The organism is Azonexus hydrophilus, assembly GCF_001956855.1.
Taxonomy (GTDB): domain Bacteria; phylum Pseudomonadota; class Gammaproteobacteria; order Burkholderiales; family Rhodocyclaceae; genus Azonexus; species Azonexus hydrophilus_A.
Genome location: NZ_MTHD01000006.1, coordinates 74842 through 99553 on the forward strand (window position 1 = coordinate 74842; position 24712 = coordinate 99553).

Sequence of the window (24712 nt, forward strand, 5' to 3'; positions counted from 1 at the left end):
CTCCGAACAGTTTTCATGGAGCCCTCATCGTGGAACTACCCGTCATCAGCAATAACGCACCGGCCGCCGAAGGTGGTGGTTGTTCATCCAGCGGTTGCGGCACAGCGCCGGATGCCCTGAGCCACCTCCCGAATCACATCCGGGCCAAGGTCCAGGACCATCCCTGCTATTCGGAAGAAGCGCACCACTACTTCGCCCGCATGCACGTTGCCGTCGCCCCGGCCTGCAACATCCAGTGCAATTACTGCAACCGCAAGTACGACTGTTCCAACGAATCCCGCCCGGGCGTCGTTTCCGAACTGCTGACGCCCGACCAGGCGATCAAGAAGGTACTCGCCGTGGCTGCCGAGATTCCGCAGATGACGGTGCTCGGCATCGCCGGACCCGGAGACCCCCTGGCCAACCCGGGCCGCACTTTCGAGACCTTCGAACAGCTGTCCGCGCGCGCCCCGGACATCAAGCTGTGCGTGTCGACCAACGGGCTGACCTTGCCCCAGTACGTCGACGAAATCGCCAAGCACAACATCGACCATGTGACGATCACCATCAACTGTGTCGATCCGGAAGTTGGCGCCAAGATCTATCCGTGGATCTTCTGGGAGAACAAACGCATCTTCGGCATCGAAGGCGCGCGGATTCTCATCGAGCAGCAGCAGAAGGGTCTGCAGATGCTGACCGACCGGGGCATCCTGGTGAAGGTCAACTCGGTGCTGATCCCGGGCGTCAATGACGAGCATCTGAAGGAAGTCTCGAAGATCGTCAAGGAAAAGGGCGCCTTCCTGCACAACGTCATGCCGCTGATTGCCGAGGCTGAACACGGTACCTACTACGGCATCATGGAGCAGCCGGAACCGACGCCGGAAATGCTGCAGGACCTGCAGGATGCCTGCGCCGGCGACATGGCGATGATGCGCCACTGCCGCCAATGCCGCGCCGATGCGGTCGGCCTGTTGGGCGAGGATCGCGGCGACGAGTTCACCCTCGACAAGATCGACGTCATGGATGTCGATTACGAAGCCGCCATGGTCCGCCGCAAGGTGGTCCACGACGAGATTCTCGAGAAGCTCGACGCCCAGCGCGGCATCGTCAAGCCGAAGGCCTCCGGCATTCCGGAAGGTTCGCGGCCGGTGCTGATGGCGGTGGCCGGCAAGAACGGGGTCGTCGCCGAGCACTTCGGCCACGCCAAGGAATTCCTGATCTACGAAGCGTCGCCAGAAGGTGTCCGCTTCATCAGCCACCGCAAGACCGAGCTGTACTGCGGCGGCATGGATGCCTGCGGCGATGGCGACATGGTCGATGCCGGCGCGACGGAATCCCTGCTTGACCGCAACATCCGCGTGCTTGAAGGCTGCGAGGTCGTGCTCTGCTCCAAGGTCGGCTACGAACCCTGGGCCAAGCTGGAAGCCGCCGGTATCGCGCCGAACGGCGAACACGCGATGGAGCCGATCGAGGATGCCGTGATGGCGGTGTACAAGGAAATCGCAGCGACCGGCAAGTTGCTTCCTGCGGTCGACAGCAAAAAGGTGGCGTAAATGGCACTGCAAATCACCGAATCCTGCGTCAATTGCTGGGCTTGCGTCGATGTCTGCCCGAACGACGCGATCTACGAGGACAAGCCGCATTTCCTGATCGATGACGGGAAATGCACCGAATGCCTCGGCGATCACGCCGACCCGCAATGTGCCGCGATCTGTCCGATCGAAATGGCCATCGTCAACGAACTGGGCGAGTTCCTGAACCCGCCCGGGTCGCTGACCGGGATTCCGATTGAAAAGCTGAAGGAATTCGGCCTGTGGAAGGATGCTGCCTGATGGCCGTCGTCACGTTTTACGAGAAACCCGGCTGCAAGGGCAACCTGCGTCAGAAGACGCTGCTTGCCGCAGCCGGCCATACCGTCCAGGCGAAAAACCTGAAAACCGAGGCGTGGACCGCAGAAAGGCTGCTCGCCTTTGTCGGCAAACTGCCAATCAACCAGTGGTTCAACCCCAGCGCGCCGGCGATCAAGAGCGGCCAGCTGGTGCCGGAGAACATCAGCTTCGAGCACGCGCTGCAACTGCTGCTGGAAAACCCGCTGCTGGTTCGCCGGCCGCTGATGGAAATCGGCGACGAACGCATGGTCGGTTTCGACCCGGCGGCCGTCGATGCCTGGATCGGGCTGAACGGCGTCGAACTGCCGGCAGGCAACATCGAGGCCTGCGTGCACGGTCCGGAAGGCCATGGCAGTTGTGGCAGCCATGCCCACGATGAGGAAGAACATGCCGGCTGCGGGACTCACTGACGGCGCAGTGGAAATTGCCCCGGGCGTCCACTGGGTGGGCGCCCTCGACCCGCATCTGCGCAGTTTCGACATCATCCTGAAAACCGCCAACGGCACCAGCTACAACAGCTACGTGGTCCGCGGCGAGAACGGCGTGGCGATCATCGACACGGTGAAGGAAAACTTCGCCGACGATTTCTTCCGTCGACTCGAATCGGTGGCCGGTTACGACGAAATCACCACCATCGTCCTCAACCACCTGGAGCCGGATCACAGCGGCGCCCTGCCCGAGTTGCTGAAACGTGCGCCGCAAGCCCGCGTCTATCTGTCCAGCCGCGCCCAGATGATGCTGAAGGCCTTGCTCAAGCCAACCGGCGGCAAGCCGCCGGAATACATCCCGGTGACCACCGACGACCAGGTCGATCTCGGCGGCCGCACGCTGCGCTTCCTGCACACGCCCTACCTGCACTGGCCGGACACGCAGTGCACCTACCTGGTCGAGGACGGCCTGCTGTTCACCGGCGACATCTTCGGCTGCCATTTCTGCGACGCCAGACTGTTCAACGATACCGTCGGCGATTTCCGCTTCTCGTTCGAGTATTACTACGCCCACATCATGCGGCCGTTCCGCGAGTACGTGCTCGACGCGGTGGCGCTGATCGAGCCGCTCGAACTCAACCTGATCGCCCCGGCGCACGGCCCGATCCTGCGCCACCAGCCGCGCGACTACGTGCATCGCTACCGCGAGCTGGCGACGCCGCGGCTGTTCAACGAGGCGCGCAGCGAAAAGACGCTGGTCGTCTTCTACATTTCCGCCTACGGCAACACCCGCCGGATGGCCGAGGCGCTGGCTGCCGGCGCCGAATCCATCGGCGGCGTGCGCGTTTCGCTGTACGACCTGGAAGGCGGCGAATCCGGCATCTTCACCGACCTGATCGAGGAAGCCGACGGCCTCGCCTTCGGCAGCCCGACGATCAACGCCGACGCCGTCAAGCCGATCTGGGACGTGCTGTCGTCGCTGACCACGGTCAACGTCAAGGGCAAGCTCGGCGCCGCCTTCGGTTCCTACGGCTGGAGCGGCGAAGCCGTCCGGCTGATCGAGGACCGCCTGCGCGGGCTGAAGCTGCGCGTGCCGGTCGAGGGCCTGCGCATCAAGCTGGTGCCTGATGCCAACGAACTCGAACAATGCCGCCAGCTGGGCGAACTGCTGGCCCGCCACCTGACCGGCCGGCTCGAACACCGCGAAGTCGACCTGGCCGCACTGGCCTGACACACAAGGAAAAATCATGCCCAAAGCAAAAGTCACCTTCCAGGATATCGGCGTCTCGGTCACCGTACCGGCCGGCACCCGGCTGATCGAAGTCTCGGAAAAGGTCGGCGCCGGCATCACCTACGGCTGCCGCGAGGGCGAATGCTGCACTTGCCTGACCAAGATCATCTCCGGCGGCGAAAACCTCGCCTCGCCGTCGGTGCTGGAAGACCAGGTGCTCAAGGACAACATGGCCCCGCGCGGCCACCGGCTGGCTTGCCAGGCCCAGATCATCGGCGGCGAAATCGTCGTCAAACCCGCATAAGACTAAAAGCACGCCCAATCCCAATCGAGAAAAACCCAATCAACCCGCTCAACCGGAGAACCCGAAAATGGCCCTCATCACCTTCACCAGTCCGATGCACAAGGACAAAACCGTTTATGCCGTCGCTGGCAGCCACACCCAGACCATCCTCGACCTGGCCAAGGAACATCACATCCCGATCGACTTCGGTTGCCAGGAAGGCAACTGCGGCACCTGTCTGGTCAAGGTCTCGTCCGTCGACGGCAAGCGCCGCCCGATGGGTGGCCCGCTCAACGTCCGCGAAGTTGCCGCGCTGACCGAACTCGGCCACATCACCAAGGCCGAGATCGAGCAGATGTACGTTGACGACATCCCGCCGACCCAGTGGCGCCTGGCCTGCCAGATGATCGTCCGCGACGAGGACATCCTGGTCGAGTATCCGAGCAAGTGATGTCATGAACGGTCCGGATCGCCTGCCCACCCGGGCAATGCTCTTCGCCGGACTGCTGGCCACGCCGGCAGTCGGCGCGGCGGCATGCGATCCGAATCGTCCGCTGCTCGCCAGCATCGTCGCCGGCCAGGCTGACGGTGCCGGCTGCCTGCCCGCCGACCTCGGCCTGGGCGAAGCGCGCTGCACGGCAATGCTGGCCGTTTTTTTCCCCGGCCAGACGGTTGACCGCAGAAATACGCCGGCGGTCGATCTGCCCGAATTCGAGGAACTGCAGCGCCTGCTGCTCGACCATCGCGCCGGCCTGCACGAATCCGAACTGTGGGTCGTCGACATCCTGACCACGGCTTGCGTCGGCATGGATCATCTGTGGCAGGACCTCGGTTTCACCGGCCGCGATGAACTGACCCGCCTGATGCAGGTCAATTTCCCGACGCTGGCTGCGGCCAACACCGGCGACATGAAATGGAAGAAATTCCTCTATCGCCAGTTCTGTTCACGGGAAGGCATCTACGTCTGTCCCGCCCCCTCCTGCGGGGTTTGCAAGGATTACGCCAAATGTTTTGGACCGGAGAACTGATCGCCCGCAGCGCGCCCGTCCGGCGCCGCGCCACCCCGGAACGCTCGCCGCTGGTCGAGCGCGCCGTCGCCGCCTATGTCGGCCTGGCGATCGGCGATGCACTCGGCGCCACTGTCGAATTCATGACGCCCAAGGAAATCCGCGCCCAGTACGGCGTCCATGAAGACATCGTCGGCGGTGGCTGGCTGCGCCTGAAGGCCGGCCAGGTCACCGACGACACGACGATGGCCCTGGCCCTGGGCGAATCGATCCTCGGTGCCGGCCGCGTCGATGCCCTGGCCGCCGCCGACGCCTTCGACGCCTGGATGCGCGCCAAACCGGTCGATATCGGCAATACCGTCCGGCGCAACCTGGTGACTTTCCGGAAAACCGGCGATCCGCGCGCACCGGCATCCGAGCACGATGCCGGCAACGGTGCTGCGATGCGCATTTTGCCGGTGGCGCTGGCCTGCTGCGGTCAACCGCCCGCCGCAACCATTTTTGCCTGCCGTGCCCAGGCCCACGTCACGCATCACAACCCGCTGTCTGATGCAGCCTGCGAAACCCTGGCCTTCATGGTCCAGGATTTCCTCGCCGGGCGCAGCCCGCTCGATGTCGAGCGCGAACGCCTCGGCCCGCTGGTTGCCGAGCATCCGGTCTTCGCCTGGGACCGCAAGCACAGCGAGAATCCCAGCGGCTATGTGGTGGACACGCTGCAGGCGGTATTCCAGTCGCTGTTCGCCACCGAATGCTTCGAGGACTGCCTGATCGACGTCGTCAATCGCGGCGGCGATGCCGACACCACCGGCGCCATCGCCGGCATGCTCGCCGGCGCCCGCTACGGCCTAGCCGGCATCCCCCGACGCTGGCTGCGCGGCGTGGATGAGCTGACCCGGGTGCGCTGCGAAAAGCAGGCGGAAGCGCTGATCCGGCTGTCCGGCGCGGAAGGCTGACAAGGCGCTGCTGCGGGCGGTGACATCAGCCCGCGAATCGGGTTAAATTCGCGCGCCGCGCCATAAACATCAACACCTTCCTCTCAGCCCGCCTATCCTCAGGCCATGGTCAAACACATCCAGATCCGTCGCCTACAGGACGACCAGCGCGTCTTCATCGACATGCCGGACAGCCCGGACAACCCCTGCCTTTCCTGCGGCGCCTGTTGCACCCACTTCCGGGTTTCCTTCTATTGCGGCGAACTGTCCGACGGCTCCGGCGGCACCGTACCCGTCGAACTGACCAGCAAGGTCAACGCCCTGATGGCTTGCATGAAAGGCACCGAGAACGGTGGCAAACCCTGCATCGCCTTGCGCGGCACGCCTGGCCAGTCGGGCATCGGGTGCGCCATCTATCCCAATCGCCCATCGCCATGTCGCGAATTCGCCGCCTGGCTGGACGACGGCACACCCAATCCGGAGTGCCAGCGCGTGCGCGCCGCCATCGGCCTGGCGCCGCTCGAAGCCCGGCCCCGGGACTGAGCCGCCGGCGAACCACAGGCGGATACGCACTGTTGCAAACCGTTACTTGAACTCGTCCGGCCGCATCCCTATCCTGTGACTCATGTGCTGAACAGACATCAGCCCTGACGGTCACCCCCTCCCCCGACCCCCGACCGTCCAGAAAGCCTCGTACTCCCCCCGGTACGGGGCTTTCGCCTTTCTGGCCACTGCGTTTATGCTGGTCGCTGTTGATATCCGGCAAGGCAACAATGGCAAGACGAAAAAAGAAAAAGGCAGTGCGCGTCATCCACCTCTCGGCCGGCCCCTTGCCTGCACGTTTCAGCGCAGCCGCCGCCGGCCGCTGCCTAGCATTCAGCGACGCCAGCCGGCAACAGCACGGTGGACTGGCGGTCGTTCTCTACCCGGCGGATGGCAGTGCGGCGAAGGTTGTCACGCGCAGCGTCGCCGTCGAAGGCAGCAACGAACTGGAACTGCGCGCCGCCTTGCTGGCACTGGAACAGGCCGCCGTACATTTCCCCGGCGTGCCATTGGCGCTGTTTTCCGACAATCAGGATGCGGTGTTGCGCCTGAACCGCGCGCTGACCCTCGGGCTCAACCAGGACCCCGGACTGGCGGCCCGCTTGCCCGGCGCCAGCGGAATTTCTGCGGTCGACACGATAATTCGCTGGATTCCCGGCCACTCAAGCTGCCGCGGCAATGCGGAGGCCGACCACCACGCCCGCCAGGCGGCGATCTAGCTGGCCAGTGCGTGGGCCAGGGTTTTCATCGCCGCCAGTGGCGGCGCTTCGCGCAGGCTGATCATCCCGGTCGGCACACAGGCGATCTCCGGCGGCACCGTCTCGACCACCAGATCGGCGGCATGCAGCGACTGTTCGACGACACGGCGCGGCATCAGCGTCCAGCCGAGGCCGACCGCGACGCAGCCGAGTATGCCTTCGAGCGTGCCGAACTCCATGGCATCGAAGATCGCGTAGCCCTGGCTGCGTTGCCAGGCCAGTGCCCGCGCCCGGTAGGCGCAACCTTCGCGGAACAGGATCAACGGTTGCAGCAACGGGTCGCTGCCGATGGCGTGGACCTGCACCAGTTCTTCGACGACCAGTTCCTCGAACAGCAATTCCGGATGCACCACCGGTCCGGCAACGAACGCGCAGTCGAGCTTGTGCTGGATCACCCGCTCCGCGAGCGCGACGCTGGTATCGGTGAACACCCGTAGTTCCATCCCGGGATGCCCGGCGCGCACCGCTTTCAGCGCCCGTGGCAGATGCAGCGCGGCAAAGGTTTCCATCGCCCCGATGCGCAATTCGCCGCTGCTCTCGCCGACCTGGCGCACCGCAGCCGCCGTCTGCCGCTCCAGCATCAGCATGCGCCGGGTGTAATCGAGCAGGACACGCCCTGATGGCGCCAGTTCCAGCCCCCGCCCTTTGCGGAAAAAGAGTTCGGCGCCGAGTTCTTCCTCCAATCGGCGGATGCGTCCGGTGACATTGGACTGCACGGTGTTGAGCTTGCGCGACGCGGCCAGGATGCCGCCCTCCTCGACCACCGCCTGAAAGGTTCTGAGCGCCAGCAACTCCATACCAATCTCCAAAATAGAACGATTGCTTCTTGATAAATCAATTGATGAGATAGCTTAGCGCGTTTATCGTTGCTTCACCAACAAAAACAAGGAGACAACAATGCACGAACAGAGAGAACGCATGCGCGTGTTGAGCGCCGGCATCTTCAGCCTGCTGCTGGCGCTGGGGGTGGCCCGTTTCGCCTATACCCCGCTGCTGCCGCTGATGCAGCAACAGGCCGGGCTGGGCATCGCCGATGCCGGCTGGCTGGCGGCGATCAATTACGGCGGCTATCTGTGCGGTGCGCTGCTCGCGTCGCTGATCAGCGATCTGGTACTGAAGGACCGCCTGTACCGTCTCGGCATGCTGCTGGCCATCGCCAGCACCGTCGTCATGGGCCTGACCACCGACGTCACGATCTGGGCGCTGTCGCGTTTCGTCGCCGGCATGAGCAGCGCGGCGGCCATGTTGTTCGGCACCGGCCTGATCCTGAACTGGCTGATCCGCCACAATCACCGCAGTGAACTGGGCATCCATTTCGCCGGCATCGGCCTCGGCATCGCCGGTTGCGCCGCTGCCGTCGAGTTGATGCATCACTGGCTGGACTGGCGCGAGCAGTGGTTCGCCCTGAGCGCACTCGGCTGCCTGCTGGCGATTCCGGCACTGCGCTGGCTGCCGCCGCCAGACACCAGCGGTCTGACACGCAGTGGCGAGAAGATGGAGGACAATCCGCCGTCAGCATTGTTCATGCGCCTGTTCATGGCCGCCTACTTCTGTGCCGGCGTCGGCTACGTCATCAGCGCCACCTTCATCGTCGCCATCGTCGACCGCCTGCCCGGCCTGTCCGGCAGCGGCACGCTGGTCTTCCTCGCCCTCGGGCTGTCGGCTGCCCCGGCCTGCATCATCTGGGACTTCATCGCCCGCCGTACCGGCGAGATGAATGCGCTGATCCTGGCTGCCGGCCTGCAGATCGTCGGCATCCTGCTGCCCCTGAGCGGCGGCATCATCGGCGCGCTGGCCGGTGCCATGCTGTTCGGCGGCACCTTCATCGGCATGGTCAGCCTGGTATTGACGATGGCCGGTCGTTACTACCCGACCCGGCCGGCCAAGATGATGGGCAAAATGACCTTGTCCTACGGCGCAGCGCAGATTCTCGGCCCAGCCATCACCGGCTGGCTGGCCGCCGGTCGCGCCGGTGATTACGCCATCGGCCTTTACCTGGCGGCGGGCGTGATGCTGGTGGGAACGCTGTTGCTGCTGGTGCTCAAGCTGGTGCAGCAGCGCGACGCCATGGCCGACGCCGCACTGGCAACCTGATCCCCCGGCGCTGAAGATCCTTCAGCGCTGGCGGGCTGCAACCAGTTCGGGAATGCGCTCGGCCGGCACCGCGGGACTGCAGTAGAAGCCCTGGTACTCGTTGCAGTTGTGGCGCTTCAGGAATTCCAGCTGCTCCACGGTTTCGACGCCCTCGGCAATGACCTTGTGTTCGAGTTCGCTGGCAATGCCGATGACCATGCGCACGATGGCTGCATCGTTGCTGTTGCGTTCGAGATCGCGGACGAAGGCGCGGTCGATCTTGATCTTGTCGATCGGGAAACGCTTCAGGTACGACAGGCTTGAATAGCCGGTCCCGAAATCGTCGATCGACAGGCTGACACCGATCGCCTTCAGCGCCTGCATCAGCTGGATGACCCGCTCGGGGTCCTCGACGATGACACTCTCGGTGATTTCCAGCTCCAGATAACGGGCTGCCAGCCCGGACATGTCGAGCGCATTCTTCACCATCGCCACCACATCGACACCGTGAAACTGCACGGCGGACAGGTTGACCGCCATCACTTTCGGCGGCATGCCGGCATCCTGCCAGGCCTTGTTCTGCCGGCAGGCCTCCTCCAGGACCCAGACGCCAATCGGCAGGATCAGCCGGCTTTCCTCGGCAATCGGGATGAACTTCACCGGGGAAACCATGCCGAGTTCCGGATGGAACCAGCGCAACAGGCTTTCGAAACCGACGATCTCGCCGCTATCCAGATCGACCTGCGGCTGATAATGCAGTTCCAGTTCGCCACGGGTCAGCGCACCGCGCAAATCGCTCTCCAGACGCAAACGCTCGGCCATGCGCACGTTCATGTCGGCCGCGAAGAAACGGAAACGGTTCTGGCCGGTCGAGGACCTAGCATGGTGCAAGGCGGCATCGGCATTGCGCAGCAGCGTGGCGACATCGCCACCATCCTCGAACAGGCAACAGATGCCGGCACAGGCGGTGAGGACGACATCGCTGCCTTCGATGGCAACCGGGCGGGCGAGGTTGTCCAGCAACTTGCGGGCAACCACTTCACCGGTTTTTGGATTGCCGCCCTGCAGCACCAGCACACCGAACTGGTCGCCGCCCAGGCGCCCGAGCGCGTCGCCGTCGCGCAGCGAACGGCTCAGTCGCACGCCCATCCGGCGCAACACGGCATCACCGGCAGCGTGGCCGAAGGCATCGTTGATCCGACTGAGCTGGTCGTCAAGATCGATGACGATCAGGACTCCCTGCCTGCCGGCTGCCAGCCATTCGCCCATCAGCCGGGCAAAGCCCTGGCGATTCGGCAACTCCGTCAGTTGATCGAAATGCGTCAGCGACTCGATGCGGGCTTCGGCCGCCTTGCGCTCGCTCAGGTCGGCGACGAATACCGACCAGTTGACCACTTCACCGGCATCGTTGCGAATTGCGCTGATATTGCAGCTGATCGGCAACGGAGTGCCGTCCTTGCGCGTTGCTCTCAACTCGCCCTGCCAGCGCCCCTGCTCCTCCAGCACATGCACGATCGCCTCCAGCGTCGCGGCATCCTCGAAACTCTCGACAATGAAACGCGGCAAACGCCCCTGCATATCGGCCAGTTCATAGCCGCTCATCGTCGTGACGGCCTGATTCAGCGTCAGCACCCGGCGCTCCTTGTCGAGAATCAGCACGGCATCGCTGGCATGGTCAAAAAAGTGCGTGATCAGCCGCTGCCGCTCTTCCGCCTCGAAACGCTCACTCATGTCCCAGGCGACGCCGGCCAGACCGCGTGCCTCCCCGGCATCGCCATAGACCGGTACACGCAGGAACTCGAAGGGACGCGACTGCCCCTTCAGTTGCAGCCAGACCAGCTGGCGCACCGGTGCCCCCTTGCGATAGACCTCAAGCTGCCCTTCACGCAGGCGCTTCGCTTCCTCGGGAGAAAAAAGATCATCGCCCGTACTGCCGACAATCCGGTCCATCGCCAAGCCGCGGTAGCGACAAAAGGCTTCGTTGACTGCCAGAAAACGTCCGTCGTTGTCGAGCAACCACGCGGGATCGGGAATCGAGTCGAGCAGAGCCCGGGACTCGCGGGATTTTTCGGCAAACGCCCGGCTCATCTTTTCGGCCAGCGCTTCGGCCTGGCGGTAGCCACGGCTCCACGAACGCATCAAGGCGATCAGCGCGACCAGCAGGACCAGGCCAAGGACACCGTAGATCATTGCGCGGCGTTGCCACTCCCGCAGGACGTCCTGCTCGGCCAGCCCGACGGTGAAGATGAACGGAAAGCCTTCGACTTCGCGGTAGACGAATACCCTCGATTCACCATCGAGTTCCCCGGGACGACGGAAGCTGCCGGCTGTTTCACCGGCCAGCAGGCGGTCCGGGATCACGCTGTTGTCCAGGCGCCGCACCTGCTGGCCCGGAATGCGAGGCCATCGGGCAAAGAGTTGGAGATCCCGGCTCCACAAGGCAACGGCACCATTACGTCCGACATCCAGCGCCTGGTAGTAGCGCTCGAAATAGTCGGCACGCAGCGTCCCCAGCACGACGCCGGCAAAGCGCCCGTCACGATCCTCGAGGCGCCGGGCGAAAGCGATCACCACATCGCCGGTAACGCGGGAAACGATGGGCGAAGAAACCACCAGCCCGGCATCCGGATCATCACGCAGACGGATGAAATAAGGACGATCGGCAATATTGACGTCAGCCAGGACGCCGCTGGCATCGTAGAGATAGCGGCCTTCCGGATCAGCCACCCGAAAACTGTGCGTTTCGGGGAAATGCATCATGTAGCGCTGCAACACAGATTCCACGACGGGGCGTGGCTGGCGCTCGGCCACCGCGTACTGGAAGCGTTCGACAAAGTCGGAAAGATAGTGGTCGATCTGGCGAACCGAACCATGGAAATGCCCTTCGAGCAATTTGGTCAAGGTTCCGCCCAGCTGTTCAGCCGCCTGCAGTTCCCGCTCGCGCGACTGGTGCAGATCCAGTCCGACCCAGCCGAAGAGTCCGAGAAAAACCGCCGTGACGAAGAACGCCCCGAAACGCCATGACCACTTCGCCGCCATCTGCCCCCCTGCAATCTATAGAAGTTGCTATTTTTTGCAGTTTAGCATGCAGAATTCCGCCCAAACGTCATCAAAGGAGGCGTAGCGGGGATTTTTGTCAGGCTTGTTGCGCGCCCTTCAGTCGCGCCGCCAGCGCGGCATCCATGGTCGCCAGATGGGTGGCGAACCAGTCGGGCAATGCCCTGACATAGTCACGCGCCAGGGTCAGACGACCGGCGGCGACGCTGCGGCCGAAATGTGCCAGTTCGCCAAGCACACGCAAATGCTCGCTGTTGTGCTCGCCGATGGCCGGAAAGCGGCAGGCCTTCATCAATCGGCCCTCATGCTCGAAATGCAAACGGGTGTGTTCGCGCAATTGTGCGAACAACCCGGGAAATTCGTCATCGGACGCCACCAGCAGGGCATCGGCCATGGCGACGAATTCCCGGTGGGTGGCGTCCATGTCCGCCACCCCGAGCGAATAACGCTCATCCCATGGCATCAGATGGCGCCGTGGTTTTCGCGCTTGTTGGCGTTGGTCTTGGTCAACGCCTCTGCGATCGCCACTTCGGGATACTTGAACTTGTTGTCCTTCAGGGCCTTGTACAGCGTCAGCACCTTGTCGGCAGCGCTCATGCCCTTGAAGTCACCCTTGTCCAGCGCGACGATGTCACACAGTTCGTTCCACACCATGCCCTGAACCATCGGGATGAAGATGACCGGAGCGCCATTGACCATGGAAACGAAGGGATTGTCGATGTTGACCGTATACAGCACGACGCTGGTACCGGGCTTGATGTCGGCGCCGTACTTGTCGAGCAGGGCCGGGAAATACTGCAGTTCGTCGAGCGAACCGGAGAGCAGCTTCAGTTCGTCGCCGGCGGTCAGCAGGATGGCCTGCTTCATGACTTCCTGCGGCGGCTTGCGACGTCCATGCGCATCCGCCACTTCACCTTCCTTCAGAACCAGTTCGCCACGATAGGCGACCCAGCCGGCGTCGCTGGCGGCTTCCTTGAAGTTGGCGTTGAAAAAGAGCGATTCGTAACGATCCATCAGCATTTTGCTTTTCCTTCCCTGAGTAGAAATATTGTTCGTACCCGGGTCTAGCAATTTCCTTGCCGTACTGAAAACCCAGCAAAAATGCGGGTCGACCGCAGAATTCCTGGCCGGATTGTCGGTTTCCGGACAAAGGAAATGTCGGCGTGATCGAGGACAGGCTGACGACAAAATCCTCAGACAAAGCGCATAATCCAGATCAATAAACAACAAGACACCGAACAGATCGGCCTCTCATGAACTACCGCGACGGGCTTCTCCGCTTGATGGCAATCACCCTGGCAGCAATGCCGCTGGCGCATGCCGAATCGCAAGCGGGGGGCAATCCGTGGCCGGCACTCCAGATCAAGGGTTTCGGTACGGTCGGCATCGCCCGCTCCGACGATGCCGACGCGGAATTCGTCCGCGACCTGTCGCAACCGGATGGACTGGGCAAGCACTGGAGCGGCAAGGTTGACTCGATGCTTGGCCTGCAGGCCAACCTGACGCTGAATGCCCGAACCGCCGCCGTCATCCAGGGTATCGCCCGTTACCGCTACGACGGCAGCTGGCGTCCCGAACTGAACTGGGCCTTCCTGCGCCATGACCTGACCCCGGATTTCACCGTGCGCCTCGGACGCATGGGCACCGAGTTCTACATGCAGGCCGATTCACGGATGGTCGGTTACGCCAATCTGGCGGTCCGTCCCTCTGCCGATTACTTCGGCCCGATCGTGGTGTCGTTCTTCGATGGCATCGATGCCAGCATGACCACCGACACCGGCGCCGGCCTGCTGCGCGGCAAGGTCTTTGCCGGCTGGGCTGGGGAAAAAACGCCGTTCGTCAAACCCTATACCTGGGATCTGCGCGGCTCGCGCATGTTTGGCGGTCACCTCGATTACATCAATGGCCCCTGGCAATTCCGTATCGGCCGCTCGCAAATCCGTTTCAAGCATCAGCAACCGCTCAATGAAGCCGCACGCCAGGCCGGCTTTCCGATCGACATCCTCGCCGCCGCGCCGGAATTGTCGATCGTCGGCCGCCATGGCACCTACGATTCGCTGGGTTTCGCGTACGACGAAGGGCGTCTGCAGGTCCAGGGCCAGATCAGCCACATCCGCTACGACACCTCGGCCTATGAAGACACCACCTCCGGCTACCTGATTGCCGCCTACCGCATCGGCCAGACCACGCCCTACCTGGGTTATTCGCGTACCCGTTCGAGTTCGGCAAGACTGAGCACCCCCATGCCGCCGCTGATCGCTGCCGGCATCCGCGATTTCATTGACCAGACTCACGCCGATCAGGCAACCGTCAGCCTCGGCGCACGCTGGGATTTCATGCAGAACATGGCACTGAAAGCCCAACTGGACATGATCAGGGGGGAACGCGATTCGCGCTTCCCGATGCGCAATGCCAACCGCGACTGGGACGGCCGCATGAACCTCTTCAGTCTGGCGCTGGATTTCATCTTCTGAGCCAGGCATGCGGCCCGCAACCTGCGCCCTCCTGATCCTGGCGCTGCTGACAGGCAGCGGTGCACAGGCCGACCCGGTGGTGGTGGTGCCCGCCCGCCTGGGCGTGGAAAAGCTCAGCCACGAAGAGGTCACCAATATCTTCATGGGGCGCTTCCGCGCCCTGCCGTCCGGTGCCCCGGCACTGCCGATCGACCAGCCTCCCGGCAGCCCGCTGCGCACCTTGTTTTACCAGCGCCTGGTCAACAAAGACCAGGCCAGCATCAACGCCTACTGGAGCCGCCTGCACTTTTCCGGCAAGGCAACGCCGCCGCTGCAGGCAAGCAGTGAAACACAGGTGATCCAGCAGTTGCTGACCCGCCCAGGCGCCATCGCCTATCTCGAACGCAGCCAGGTCGACGCGCGGCTGCGCATCGTCTTCGAGTTTCCGCCGTGAGGCAGCGATGAGACACCTGTTCATCCGCGACGGCATCCTGCTCCGTTCGATCCTGGTGACCATCCTCGCCTTCGTGCTGGTCGGCATCGCCACCGTTGCCTACACCATGCAAATCGCCCGGGAACAGGCCGAGCAGCAATCGCGGGTGCGTCTCGAACAATTGCTGGACACCGTGCAGAGCACCCTGCGCGTGGCCTGTTTCGTCAAGGACCGCGAACTCGCCCGGGAAGTTGCCAGCGGCCTGCTGAGCAATACCGAAGTACTGCGCGTGACCATCCACGAGAATGGCCAGATCCTGGCCGACGTCCAGCGTGGCAACGCCAGCCCGATCTCAGGCAACGAACCGCGCGGCAGTCTGATGCGCACCATCCATTCGCCGTTCATCGAAAGCGACGTGATCGGCCGCATACATCTGACCCCGGACCCGGCGGTCATCGAAGGCCGGATCCGCGACGACATCATCGACCGCACGCTGCAACTGGCCTGGCAACTGGCGCTGATCGCCGGCGCCATGGTCGTCACGCTGCTGGCCTTCATCATTCATCCGATCAGCGCAATGTCGCGCAACCTGCACCGGATGGACCCGACAGCAGGCGATCGCCTGCCGGTCCCGCCCGGCCATGGCAATACCGAAATCGGCCGCCTAGCCGGCGACGTCAACGCCCTGGCCACCCGCCTGGTGCAGGCGCTGGAAGAGGAACACGCATTGCGCCTGCGGGGCGAACTGGACGAACAGAAATACCACGCCATCTTCAACAACGCCGAAAGCGGCATCTTCATCGTCGAACGCGGCGGCCGGATCGCTTCCTGGAACCCGGCCCTGGCCCGCCTTCTCGGCATCGCCGGCGCCGAGGAATTTGCCGGTGAACTGCAGTTGACCGCACTATCCTGGGAAAAACCCGAAGCCGTCGGCGAATTGATTGCCGGCGTCTTCGCGACAAAAATGCCGGCCACACTGGACGCCCTGCTGCTGCGGCCGGCGCACGCGCACCGCTGGCTCAACCTGGTGCTCAGCCCGGTCGGCAACGACATCCTGCAGGGGGTTGCCCACGATGTTTCCGCCCTGAAGGAAGCGGAAGCCGCGGCCCGCCGCCAGGCGATGACCGACCCACTGACCGGCCTGGCCAACCGGGCCAGCCTGGAACAGCAGTTGCAGAGCCGGATCAGGCAACATCACCAGCATCCGGGAAGCGGCTTCACGCTGCTCCATGTCGATCTCGACAAGTTCAGGCTGATCACCGAAGGCGTCGGCGTACCCGCTGGCGACGAGATACTGCGTGCCATTGCCGGGCGCCTGAGCGCGACGGTGAAGAGCAACGACACACTGGCCCGTCTGTCGGCCGACATCTTTGCCGTGATGCTGCAGAACCTGAATGACGATGAAACCATCGACAAGGTCATCGAACGCCTCACCGGATCGCTGCGCCAGCCCTACCTGATTGACGGTTCGCCGATACAGCTCACCGCGAGTATCGGCATCACGCTGTTTCCCAGCGACGGCAGCGATGCCCCCAGCCTGCTGCGTCATGCCGAACTGGCCTGCGACAAGGCCAAGGCCAGCGGTGGCAACCAGTCCGCATTCTTCGATCCGACGCTGGCTGAAGCTGCAGAACAGCGCCGGCACATGGAAAACGATTTGCGCCAGGCCGTCCGCGAGCAGCAGTTCGTACTCTATTACCAGCCGATTGCCGAACTGGCGAATCACCGCGTTGCCGGCGCCGAAGCGCTGATCCGCTGGCGCCACCCGGAGCGCGGACTGATCCCGCCGGACCATTTCATCCCGATCGTCGAGCAATCCGGCCTGATCAACGAAATCGGCCTGTGGGTGCTGGAAACCGCCTGCGCCCAGCTGGCCGCCTGGCAGGCAGCGGGCAGCACGCACTATCTGTCGATCAATGTTTCCGGGCGACAGATACCGCATGGGCTGCCACCAGCCGCCATCGCCGATGCACTGGCCCGCCACGGCGTCGAGCCCGGGCGACTGGCGGTGGAAATCACCGAGGGCATCCTGCTCAACAATATCAGCGAGGCCCAGTCGTGGCTGCATGCCGTCCAGCAACTCGGCATTCCCGTCTATCTCGACGACTTCGGCACCGGCTATTCGTCGCTTTCCTACCTGAAGCGTTTTCCGCTCGATACGCTGAAGATCGACCGCGCTTTCGTACAGGACATGCAGCCGGGAAACAGTGAGCACTCACTGGTTGAAGCCATCATCGCCATGGCGCGCAGCCTGGGCCTGAAGGTTGTTGCAGAAGGCGTGGAAAATGCTGCACAAATGAAGATGCTGGGCGCCATGGGCTGCCATTACGGCCAGGGCTATTTCCTCTCGCGACCAATGCCGGCCGACGAATTTGCCGAATCGGCAAAAGACATCGACCGTCGCCTGGCCATGCCGGACGACGGTCGATAGCGGATCAGGCTGCGACCGCCGCGCCGATGAACTCGAAGATGTCGGCGTCGATGATTTCCAGGCCGATCTTCTTGCAGTAGCGCTTTTCCTTCGCCGTCGGTTCGGCAATGAACACCCAGCCAACCGGCTCGGCCGCCGAGTAGATCATGTCGGCCATGACCATGCGCTCGGTGTCGCGGTTCAGGCGCATGCCCATCAGCAGGTACTGCTTGCCTTTGCGCAGTTCCTTGACCTCCGGCGGGATCGAGAAACCGCCCATCAGTTCGGTGATGAAATCGACGTAGTCGGCATCGGAGGCGATGTAGTCGCCTTCCGGCAGCGGCGTACCCATCGGCTTGAACAGCACGGGCTTGCTGACATCGATGGTTTCAGCGCGCTGGTAAGCGCTGCCGTCCCAGGCAAAAATCTTGTAACGGAAGGCCGTTCCGGCAATCCGGGCAATACCGACGATCAGGTTATGCGGGATTGCGGCGTAGGAAGCCTGCAATTGCGTATCGCGATTGATGTCGATGACGTAAGCGGGCGAAATCGCCTGCAACCAGTCGTGGAACGCAGCCCGCGTCCATTTCGTTTCACCGTAGGTGCGATTGAGGAACTTGGTCACCGACGTCCGACCACGCTTGAGTTCGACATTCATCGCCGCACGCGGAAATTCGTACATCAGTTTGGGCGCCATCGGCTTGCCGTCGTTCATCGCGATGATCAGCGAATCGCTGTCGGCGGGAATCAGAGCGCCGGTCGCCACGTTCTTCACATCGGCAAGTACACCCGGTCCAAGGTAAGGAACGATGCTGCCGTCCTTGAGGCCGGCCAGCAGTTTTGCACGCAGTTCGGGGGTCATGTTTTTTGCTCTTGAGTTGGGGTGGCCCCTGTCAATGCAAAATCCAGGCCTGTTGCCATGGCTTGCGGAAACAGGCACTCCGGGACGAGCCAGGACGTCACTGTCAGCTTTCCGACAAGCCGTTATGGAACATTTTCCCCCACCCGGGATCCATGCCTGCTCTGGCGATATCGTGTTTTTGAAATAGACAAACCGACGGCATAAGTGCAATATAGGCAAAAAAACGATTTACTGACAAATACTACAAATACAATAAAACTCTGTCATCGACATCCTGGAGGAAAGGTTGGTCCAATGACGACAAAAGAACGTCCCACGATATTGGTGGTGGACGACACGCCGGACAATCTGGCAGTCGTTGGCGGCATTCTCGACGGCGAGTATCGCGTCCGGGTTGCCAATTCAGGCGAGCGCGCACTGAAGGTCGCAAGTAGCGAGCCGCGCCCCGAACTGATCCTGCTCGACATCATGATGCCCGGCATGGACGGCTACCAGACACTAGAGCAACTGCGGGCTAATCCAGCCAGCCGGGATATCCCGGTCATTTTCGTCACCGCCATGGACGCCGACAACGACGAAGCCGTCGGCCTGCAGATGGGCGCTGTCGATTACGTGACCAAACCGATCAAGCCGGCCATCCTGCTGGCCAGAATCCGCACGCAACTGGAACTGAAGGCCAGCCGCGATCACCTCGCCCGACAGAACGAAATCCTCGAGGCACGGGTCACCCGGCGCACCCGTGAAGTCGAGCTGATCAAGGATGTCGGCATGCATGCGCTGGCCACGCTGGCCGAAAAACGCGACAACGAAACCGGCAACCACCTGCTGCGCACCCGTGGTTACATCGAGGTCCTGATGGCCGACCTGGCCGAGCACCCCGGCTTTGCCGGTCAACTCGCGCCGGCACAACAGATCCTGATTGCCAAGGCGGCTCCGTTGCACGATATCGGCAAGGTCGGCATCCCCGACTGCATCCTGCTCAAGCCGGGACGCCTGACCGCCGAAGAATTCGAAATCATGAAAACCCACGCCAGCATCGGTGCCGATGCCCTGGATGAGGCGATCAACCGCGTGCTCGGTGACCGGGCGAAACACCAGCCGACAGACAACGAACGCTATTCACTGAGCTTTCTCGAAGTCGCCCGCGAAATCGCCGGCGGCCATCATGAAAAGTGGGACGGCAGCGGCTATCCGGCCGGACTCTGTGGCGAGGAAATCCCGGTTTCAGCCCGCCTGATGGCCCTGGCCGACGTTTTCGATGCCCTGATCTGCAAGCGGCATTACAAGGAAGCCTTCCCGCTGGAAAAAACCATCGAAATCATCAAGGCAGGACGCGGCCAGCATTTCGATCCACGCATCGTGGACTGTTTCATCAAACGGATCGACGATTTCTCGGCCATTGCCGACAAATTCGCCGACCATCCGGAGCCAGGGCAGTGAACGGGAAAAGCATGCGTTGCAGCCTCTTCCTGCTGGCCATCTTCATCTCGGCCCCGCTCATGGCCAAGGGGGAAAAGCCGGCAGCACCCCCTGCCTTCACCGAAAGGATGGCAACCCGGGAAACACTGCAGCAATTGCGCCAGGGGGGCTATGTACTCTATGTGCGCCACGGCGACACCGACAACAGTCGTGCGGACCGCTTCCCGCATGTCGATCTGAACGATTGTTCGACGCAACGGGTCCTGTCCGGCAAAGGACGCCAGTTGATGCGCGATATCGGAAAGCAGATACGCAGCGCTCGCATTCCCGTGAGTGACGTCCGTGCCAGCCCGATGTGCCGGACACGCGAATCGGCGACACTGATGTTCGGCCAGAACTTTACCGTCAGCAGTCCGCTGATGTATTCGGCCAACATGACCAGCGAAGAGAAAATACCTCGCCTGACAGCGCTGGAAAAGATTTTGCGCGAGCCGCTACCAGCCGGCAGCAATCGTCTGCTGATTGCCCACGCGCCAAATCTTGCCGATCTCATCGGCTTTTTCGTCAAACCGGAAGGTACCGTCGTGATCTTCGCCCAGCGCGGCGAAGCCGGCTATGAATACGTTGCCAGCATCCGTCCGGAAATGTGGACCGAATTGCTGCGCTGACTGCCATGCCACTTCGCCGCCTGCAATTCCTGCTGCTCTTCTTCATACCAGTGGTGCTGGGCATTGCCACAGCGTTCATGTTTGGCTGGCAGACGCTGGAAAAGCACCAGCAGGACAACCACCGGATGGTCTCGGCGCAGGCCGACGATCTGCGCATGCAGGCAACCGCCGGCCACCTCGCACTGGACATGCAGCGCATCCAGACCATGCTGGTCGAGGTATTACGCGGTGCCCGCAGCGGCGACGCCGACGAAGCCAGCATTTACCGCGTGCATACACGCGTGGTCGACTCGCTGGCCGATCTCGAAAGCCAGTTGGTGAAACTGCACGCGGGGAATCCTTACCCCGATCTCGACGAAGCCTTTCGCCGGGGCCACGAGGCCTTTTCCGAATATCGCATGCAGGCGGTATCGACCACGGATCTCGTCGCCATCGATCCCGGTGTTGCCGGCCAGCATGTCGAGAACGCCTACTTGCGTTACATGGCCTTCACCACCCAGATGCATCACCTGTCGTCCAGCCTGACCCAGGCTTCGCTGACCCGCATGGAAGATGGCGAAAAGCGGCTGCGGGAAAACATGGACAGCGCCGCCATGACCGCCTGGCTGCTTTTCTTCCTGATGGTGCTGCTGTGGCTGGCGCTGATCTGGACCACCTCCCGTTTTCTGGCCACCGTCTCCGGCGCATTGACCCGTCTTGGCAGGCATCATGCGCTGGAGAGCAACGAAATCGAGGAATTGCGCCAGGTCCGCGGCTTTTTCCTGAAGGATCTGGCGACTGCCACCCTCGCCTTCGGCGAGAGTCTGCTCGGCCGGGAAAAAGCAGAGAACAAGTTGCGCAACGAACGCCAGCAACTGACATTGCTGGTCCGCAGCATGCCCGATCTGGTCTGGTTCAAGGATGCCGAAGGCCGCTACCGGCGCTGCAATCCACGCTTTGAAAGCTTTGTCGGCAAACCCGAGAGCGAGATTGTCGGCAAGACCGATCTCGAGCTGTTTCCGACCGGCGACGCCGAGAGTTATCAGGAACGCGACCGACGTGCAGCCGAGTCAGACGAGCCGGTCGCGCATCAGGAATGGCGCACTTTCCAGGACGGCCACCGGGAACTGCAGACCATTCACAAGATCGCCGTGCGCGACGAACATGGCCGACTGTTCGGTGTCCTCGGCATCGGCCGTGACATCACGGCGGAACATACGGCCCAGGAAGAAGTCCGGGCCAGCCAGAAGGCACTGGAACGGACCCAGGCCATTGCCCGTATCGGCAGCTGGATTTTCGATTTCGGCAACGACTCGTTGACCGGCTCGGAGGAGGCTGCCAGCATCCTGGGCATCTCGCTGCACCAGTCGAAGAACTGGCTTGACCTCCTGCAGAGCGTGGAAAGCGCTGATCGCCAGCAGGTGCTCGACAACTGGCGTGCAGCGCAAAAAAGCGGAATTTTCGATGTCGAACACCGGATCCGCAGCGGCGAAGTCCACAAGTGGGTACGCCAGCGCGCCGAAATCGAGTTCGCGCCAACCGGCAAACCCTTGCGCGCCATCGGCATGGTTCAGGACATTTCCTCGATCAAGGCGGCGACCGAAGCCTTGCGCCGCCGAGAGGAGCTTTTTTCGACCATCGTCGGCCAGGCCGACCACGGCATATTGCTGCTTGACCTGAAAAGCATGGGCTTCATCGAGTTCAACGATGCAGCCTGCAAACACCTTGGCTACTCGCGCGAGGAATTCGCTGCCCTCGACATCCATGCCATCCAGGCCGATGCCACGGAACGGGCCAACGTCGAACGCAACGTCCAGAACCTGCTGGAACATGGCGGTTCCGCCTTCGAAAAACGCTACCGTTGCAAGGACGGCACAATCCGCAACTTCTGGCTGTCCGTCAAGCCGATCCGCATGGAAGACAACATGCAGGCGGCCGTGGTGTGGACCGACATCACCGAACGCAAACAGGCGGAAAAGGACCTGGAACGCTATCGCAACCATCTCGAGGAACTGGTTACCGAGCGTACCGTCGAACTCGCCGAGGCACGCGACGCCGCGCAGGCGGCCAGCCGCTCCAAGAGCGCCTTCCTCGCCAACATGAGCCACGAGATCCGTACCCCGATGAACGCCATCATCGGCCTGACCCTGATGCTCCGGCGCGAAATCGGTGACCCACGCCATGCCCAGCAGCTCGACAAGGTCACCGGTGCAGCCAACCATCTGCTCGGGATCATCAACGACATTCTCGATTTCTCGAAAATCGAAGCCGGCAAGATGTCGCTGGAGCCAACCGACTTCGATATCGACCGCATCGTCAGCAATGCCTGTGCATTGGTCGCTGAAAAGGCACAGGCCAAAGGCCTGGAACTGGTCGCCGACATCTCCGCCCTGCCGCCCGCCTTGCATGGCGACGGCCTGCGCCTCGGCCAGGTACTGATCAATTTCATCAGTAACGCCGTCAAGTTCACCGAGCACGGCAGCGTCATTGTTCGCGGCATGATCGTCGACGACCGCCAGGAAAGCCTGCTGATCCGCTTCGAGGTTCAGGATACCGGCATCGGCATGACGGCGGAGCAGCAGACCCGAATGTTCCGCGCCTTCGAGCAGGCCGATGCGTCGACGACCCGACGCTACGGTGGCACCGGTCTGGGGCTGGCCATCACGCGTCGCCTGGTGGACCTGATGGGCGGTCATGTCGGCGTTGTCAGCCAGTCCGGCAAGGGCAGCACTTTCTGGATCGAACTGCCGTTTGGCAAGGTTGCCGGATTCAGCCGGCGCAACAGCGAACAGATCCTGCCCGCCGGGACCCGGGCATTGGTCGTCGACGACGTCGAGGACGCCCGCAGCTCGGTCGCTGCCGTGCTGAGCGAACTGGGCGCGCGTCCGCAATGCCTGGCTTCGGGTCAGGAAGCCCTGGACTTGATCGCTGCTGCCGACGCCGCCGGCGATCCCTTCGGTTTGATCCTCCTCGACTGGCAGATGCCCGGAATGGACGGTCTCGAGATCGGCCGCCGCCTGCACGCCATGGCCCTGAACAAACGCCCGCAAACCTTCCTGGTCAGCGGCACCCTCGGCGCACCACGTACGGAACTCACAACTTTCGGCTTCGCCGGTTTCATTCCCAAGCCGATGACACCATCCAGCCTGCTGGTCGCCATCGAACGTTTCCATGACCAGATCGACCACGCTTCGCCAACAGGACACACAGCGGCGGCGAACAACGACATCGGACAATTACGCCGGCAGTTGAAGGGCTACCACGTGCTGCTGGCGGAAGACAACCTGCTCAATCAGGAAGTCGCGATCGACATGCTGCGCCAGGTCGACCTGCAGGTCGATGTTGCCGACGATGGCTGCGAAGCCGTTGAAATGGCCGGTGACACTGCCTACGACCTGATCCTGCTCGACATCCAGATGCCGAACATGGATGGCCTGGAAGCTGCCCAGCGAATCCGCCGCCTGCCAGCGCATGCGACGACACCGATCCTGGCAATGACCGCCAATGCCTTCGATGAGGATCGTGAGACCACGCTGGCTGCCGGCATGAACGAGCACATTGCCAAACCGGTGGAGCCAGCCGTCCTGTATGACGCGATCCTGCGCTGGCTGAAGGCTGGCAAGGACGTCGCCACGGCCGCCTCGATCACGCCGCAGGCGAATGCGGCCAAGGGCGATACCCGGGGACTGGAATCCCTGCCGGGACTCGACAGCAAGCTCGGACTACGCTCGACTCTCGGTCAGGCCGACCGGCTGTGGCGGCTGCTGGAACAGTTCGGCAACACGCATCGCGACGGTGCCGCCCGGATCACCGCCATGCTGGCGGAAAACGACCAGAACGCTGCACGCCGGCTGGCCCACTCACTGAAAGGATCCGCGGCAACCCTTGGACTGCTCGGCATTTCGGTGAAAGCCGGAGAAATCGAACGGGCCATTGTCGAGCAACGACCGGATAATGAAATCTCGGAACGAATCGCTGCGCTGGCCAGCCATATCGATGAATTCTGCAGTGCTTTCTCGGCGCTGCGTGCCGGCGACACCGGGACGCGCCCTGCTGCCCCCGAAGAGGCCGTCGACTACCCCGGCATCGCCGCTGAAGTCGGCAACCTGCGCCATCTGCTGGCCACCGACGACATTAGCGCACTCAATGCCTTCCAGCGCCTGAAGCCTGGACTGTCACGCCTCGCCGGCCGTTCGGCCAGCAGGCTGGGCAACGAAATAGAGGACTTTGCCTACGCCGAGGCACTGGCGACACTGGACGCCATCATTGCTGCCGATCCGGGACTGCAGGACAAGGAAGCCTGATTGC

At 62.7% G+C, this 24712-nt stretch carries 22 protein-coding genes; 17 read left to right on the forward strand and 5 right to left on the reverse strand.

What is annotated here, in order from left to right:
• The first annotated feature begins 29 nt into the window (after positions 1 to 29).
• The 10 genes from nifB (at position 30) to BJN45_RS15685 (ending at position 7011) form a co-directional block, all read left to right on the forward strand.
• Positions 30 to 1532, forward strand: coding sequence for a nitrogenase cofactor biosynthesis protein NifB (nifB, locus tag BJN45_RS15640; RefSeq protein ID WP_076096939.1), 1503 nt, complete (start codon positions 30 to 32; stop codon positions 1530 to 1532).
• Positions 1533 to 1811, forward strand: coding sequence for a 4Fe-4S binding protein (locus BJN45_RS15645; protein ID WP_076096941.1), 279 nt, complete (start codon positions 1533 to 1535; stop codon positions 1809 to 1811). It begins immediately after the preceding gene.
• Complete coding sequence (locus BJN45_RS15650) at positions 1811 to 2278, forward strand: ArsC/Spx/MgsR family protein (protein ID WP_076096942.1); 468 nt, start codon at positions 1811 to 1813, stop codon at positions 2276 to 2278. The genes BJN45_RS15645 and BJN45_RS15650 overlap by 1 nt, the downstream gene beginning before the upstream one ends.
• Entirely contained in the window at positions 2256 to 3527 is a 1272-nt protein-coding gene (locus BJN45_RS15655; protein WP_076096944.1) for an FprA family A-type flavoprotein, read from the forward strand. The genes BJN45_RS15650 and BJN45_RS15655 overlap by 23 nt, the downstream gene beginning before the upstream one ends.
• Before the next feature lie 16 nt (positions 3528 to 3543).
• The gene (locus BJN45_RS15660; RefSeq protein WP_076096946.1) at positions 3544 to 3831 is read left to right on the forward strand and encodes a 2Fe-2S iron-sulfur cluster-binding protein; all 288 of its coding nucleotides are present in this window, start codon (positions 3544 to 3546) and stop codon (positions 3829 to 3831) included.
• 67 nt (positions 3832 to 3898) lie between these two features.
• Positions 3899 to 4261 carry a 2Fe-2S iron-sulfur cluster-binding protein gene (locus BJN45_RS15665; protein WP_076096947.1) on the forward strand — a complete coding sequence of 121 codons (363 nt, stop codon included), beginning with the start codon at positions 3899 to 3901 and terminating at the stop codon, positions 4259 to 4261.
• A 4-nt stretch (positions 4262 to 4265) separates the two neighbouring features.
• A complete protein-coding gene (locus BJN45_RS15670) occupies positions 4266 to 4838 on the forward strand; it encodes a nitrogen fixation protein NifQ (RefSeq protein WP_076096949.1) in 573 nt (190 codons plus the stop codon).
• The gene (gene draG, locus BJN45_RS15675) at positions 4817 to 5770 is read left to right on the forward strand and encodes an ADP-ribosyl-[dinitrogen reductase] hydrolase (RefSeq protein ID WP_083651369.1); all 954 of its coding nucleotides are present in this window, start codon (positions 4817 to 4819) and stop codon (positions 5768 to 5770) included. Before BJN45_RS15670 ends, draG begins: the two co-directional genes overlap by 22 nt.
• Positions 5771 to 5875: 105 nt before the next feature.
• The gene (locus tag BJN45_RS15680) at positions 5876 to 6292 is read left to right on the forward strand and encodes a YkgJ family cysteine cluster protein (protein ID WP_076096951.1); all 417 of its coding nucleotides are present in this window, start codon (positions 5876 to 5878) and stop codon (positions 6290 to 6292) included.
• 230 nt (positions 6293 to 6522) lie between these two features.
• Positions 6523 to 7011, forward strand: a complete 489-nt coding sequence (locus BJN45_RS15685) for an RNase H family protein (protein WP_076096953.1) — start codon at positions 6523 to 6525, stop codon at positions 7009 to 7011.
• On the opposite strand, the gene BJN45_RS15690 is transcribed toward BJN45_RS15685, so the two are convergent.
• Positions 7008 to 7847 carry a LysR family transcriptional regulator gene (locus tag BJN45_RS15690; RefSeq protein WP_076096955.1) on the reverse strand — a complete coding sequence of 280 codons (840 nt, stop codon included), beginning with the start codon at positions 7845 to 7847 and terminating at the stop codon, positions 7008 to 7010. The two genes, BJN45_RS15685 and BJN45_RS15690, sit on opposite strands and share 4 nt — an antisense overlap.
• A gap of 100 nt (positions 7848 to 7947) precedes the next feature.
• On the opposite strand from BJN45_RS15690, the gene BJN45_RS15695 reads away from it, so the two are divergent.
• Positions 7948 to 9144, forward strand: coding sequence for a YbfB/YjiJ family MFS transporter (locus BJN45_RS15695; protein WP_076096957.1), 1197 nt, complete (start codon positions 7948 to 7950; stop codon positions 9142 to 9144).
• 21 nt (positions 9145 to 9165) lie between these two features.
• On the opposite strand, the gene BJN45_RS15700 is transcribed toward BJN45_RS15695, so the two are convergent.
• The 3 genes from BJN45_RS15700 to BJN45_RS15710 form a co-directional block, all read right to left on the reverse strand.
• Entirely contained in the window at positions 9166 to 12162 is a 2997-nt protein-coding gene (locus BJN45_RS15700; protein ID WP_076096959.1) for a bifunctional diguanylate cyclase/phosphodiesterase, read from the reverse strand.
• A 97-nt stretch (positions 12163 to 12259) separates the two neighbouring features.
• Positions 12260 to 12643, reverse strand: coding sequence for a bacteriohemerythrin (locus BJN45_RS15705; protein ID WP_076096961.1), 384 nt, complete (start codon positions 12641 to 12643; stop codon positions 12260 to 12262).
• Positions 12643 to 13200 (reverse strand): hypothetical protein, encoded by a 558-nt coding sequence (locus tag BJN45_RS15710; protein WP_076096963.1) that lies wholly within the window; start codon positions 13198 to 13200, stop codon positions 12643 to 12645. Before BJN45_RS15710 ends, BJN45_RS15705 begins: the two co-directional genes overlap by 1 nt.
• Before the next feature lie 233 nt (positions 13201 to 13433).
• Here BJN45_RS15710 and BJN45_RS15715 point away from each other — a divergent pair, with 233 nt between their 5' ends.
• Genes BJN45_RS15715 through BJN45_RS15725 form a run of 3 tightly spaced genes read left to right on the forward strand, consistent with a single transcriptional unit; the run spans position 13434 to position 17497 of the window.
• Positions 13434 to 14654 carry a porin gene (locus tag BJN45_RS15715; RefSeq protein WP_139326371.1) on the forward strand — a complete coding sequence of 407 codons (1221 nt, stop codon included), beginning with the start codon at positions 13434 to 13436 and terminating at the stop codon, positions 14652 to 14654.
• Positions 14655 to 14661: 7 nt separating this feature from the next.
• The gene (locus BJN45_RS15720; protein WP_076096967.1) at positions 14662 to 15087 is read left to right on the forward strand and encodes a hypothetical protein; all 426 of its coding nucleotides are present in this window, start codon (positions 14662 to 14664) and stop codon (positions 15085 to 15087) included.
• A 7-nt stretch (positions 15088 to 15094) separates the two neighbouring features.
• Positions 15095 to 17497, forward strand: a complete 2403-nt coding sequence (locus BJN45_RS15725; RefSeq protein ID WP_076096969.1) for a putative bifunctional diguanylate cyclase/phosphodiesterase — start codon at positions 15095 to 15097, stop codon at positions 17495 to 17497.
• A 4-nt stretch (positions 17498 to 17501) separates the two neighbouring features.
• Here the strand turns inward: BJN45_RS15725 and BJN45_RS15730 are convergent, their stop codons facing one another.
• Positions 17502 to 18338: an SIR2 family protein gene (locus BJN45_RS15730; protein ID WP_076096971.1), complete on the reverse strand. Its 837-nt coding sequence runs from the start codon at positions 18336 to 18338 to the stop codon at positions 17502 to 17504.
• A 294-nt stretch (positions 18339 to 18632) separates the two neighbouring features.
• Here BJN45_RS15730 and BJN45_RS15735 point away from each other — a divergent pair, with 294 nt between their 5' ends.
• Genes BJN45_RS15735 through BJN45_RS15745 form a run of 3 tightly spaced genes read left to right on the forward strand, consistent with a single transcriptional unit; the run spans position 18633 to position 24708 of the window.
• The gene (locus BJN45_RS15735) at positions 18633 to 19778 is read left to right on the forward strand and encodes a response regulator (protein ID WP_076096973.1); all 1146 of its coding nucleotides are present in this window, start codon (positions 18633 to 18635) and stop codon (positions 19776 to 19778) included.
• 11 nt (positions 19779 to 19789) lie between these two features.
• Entirely contained in the window at positions 19790 to 20425 is a 636-nt protein-coding gene (locus BJN45_RS15740; protein WP_076097146.1) for a histidine phosphatase family protein, read from the forward strand.
• A 5-nt stretch (positions 20426 to 20430) separates the two neighbouring features.
• Entirely contained in the window at positions 20431 to 24708 is a 4278-nt protein-coding gene (locus BJN45_RS15745; RefSeq protein WP_076096975.1) for a response regulator, read from the forward strand.
• The last annotated feature ends 4 nt before the right edge of the window (positions 24709 to 24712 follow it).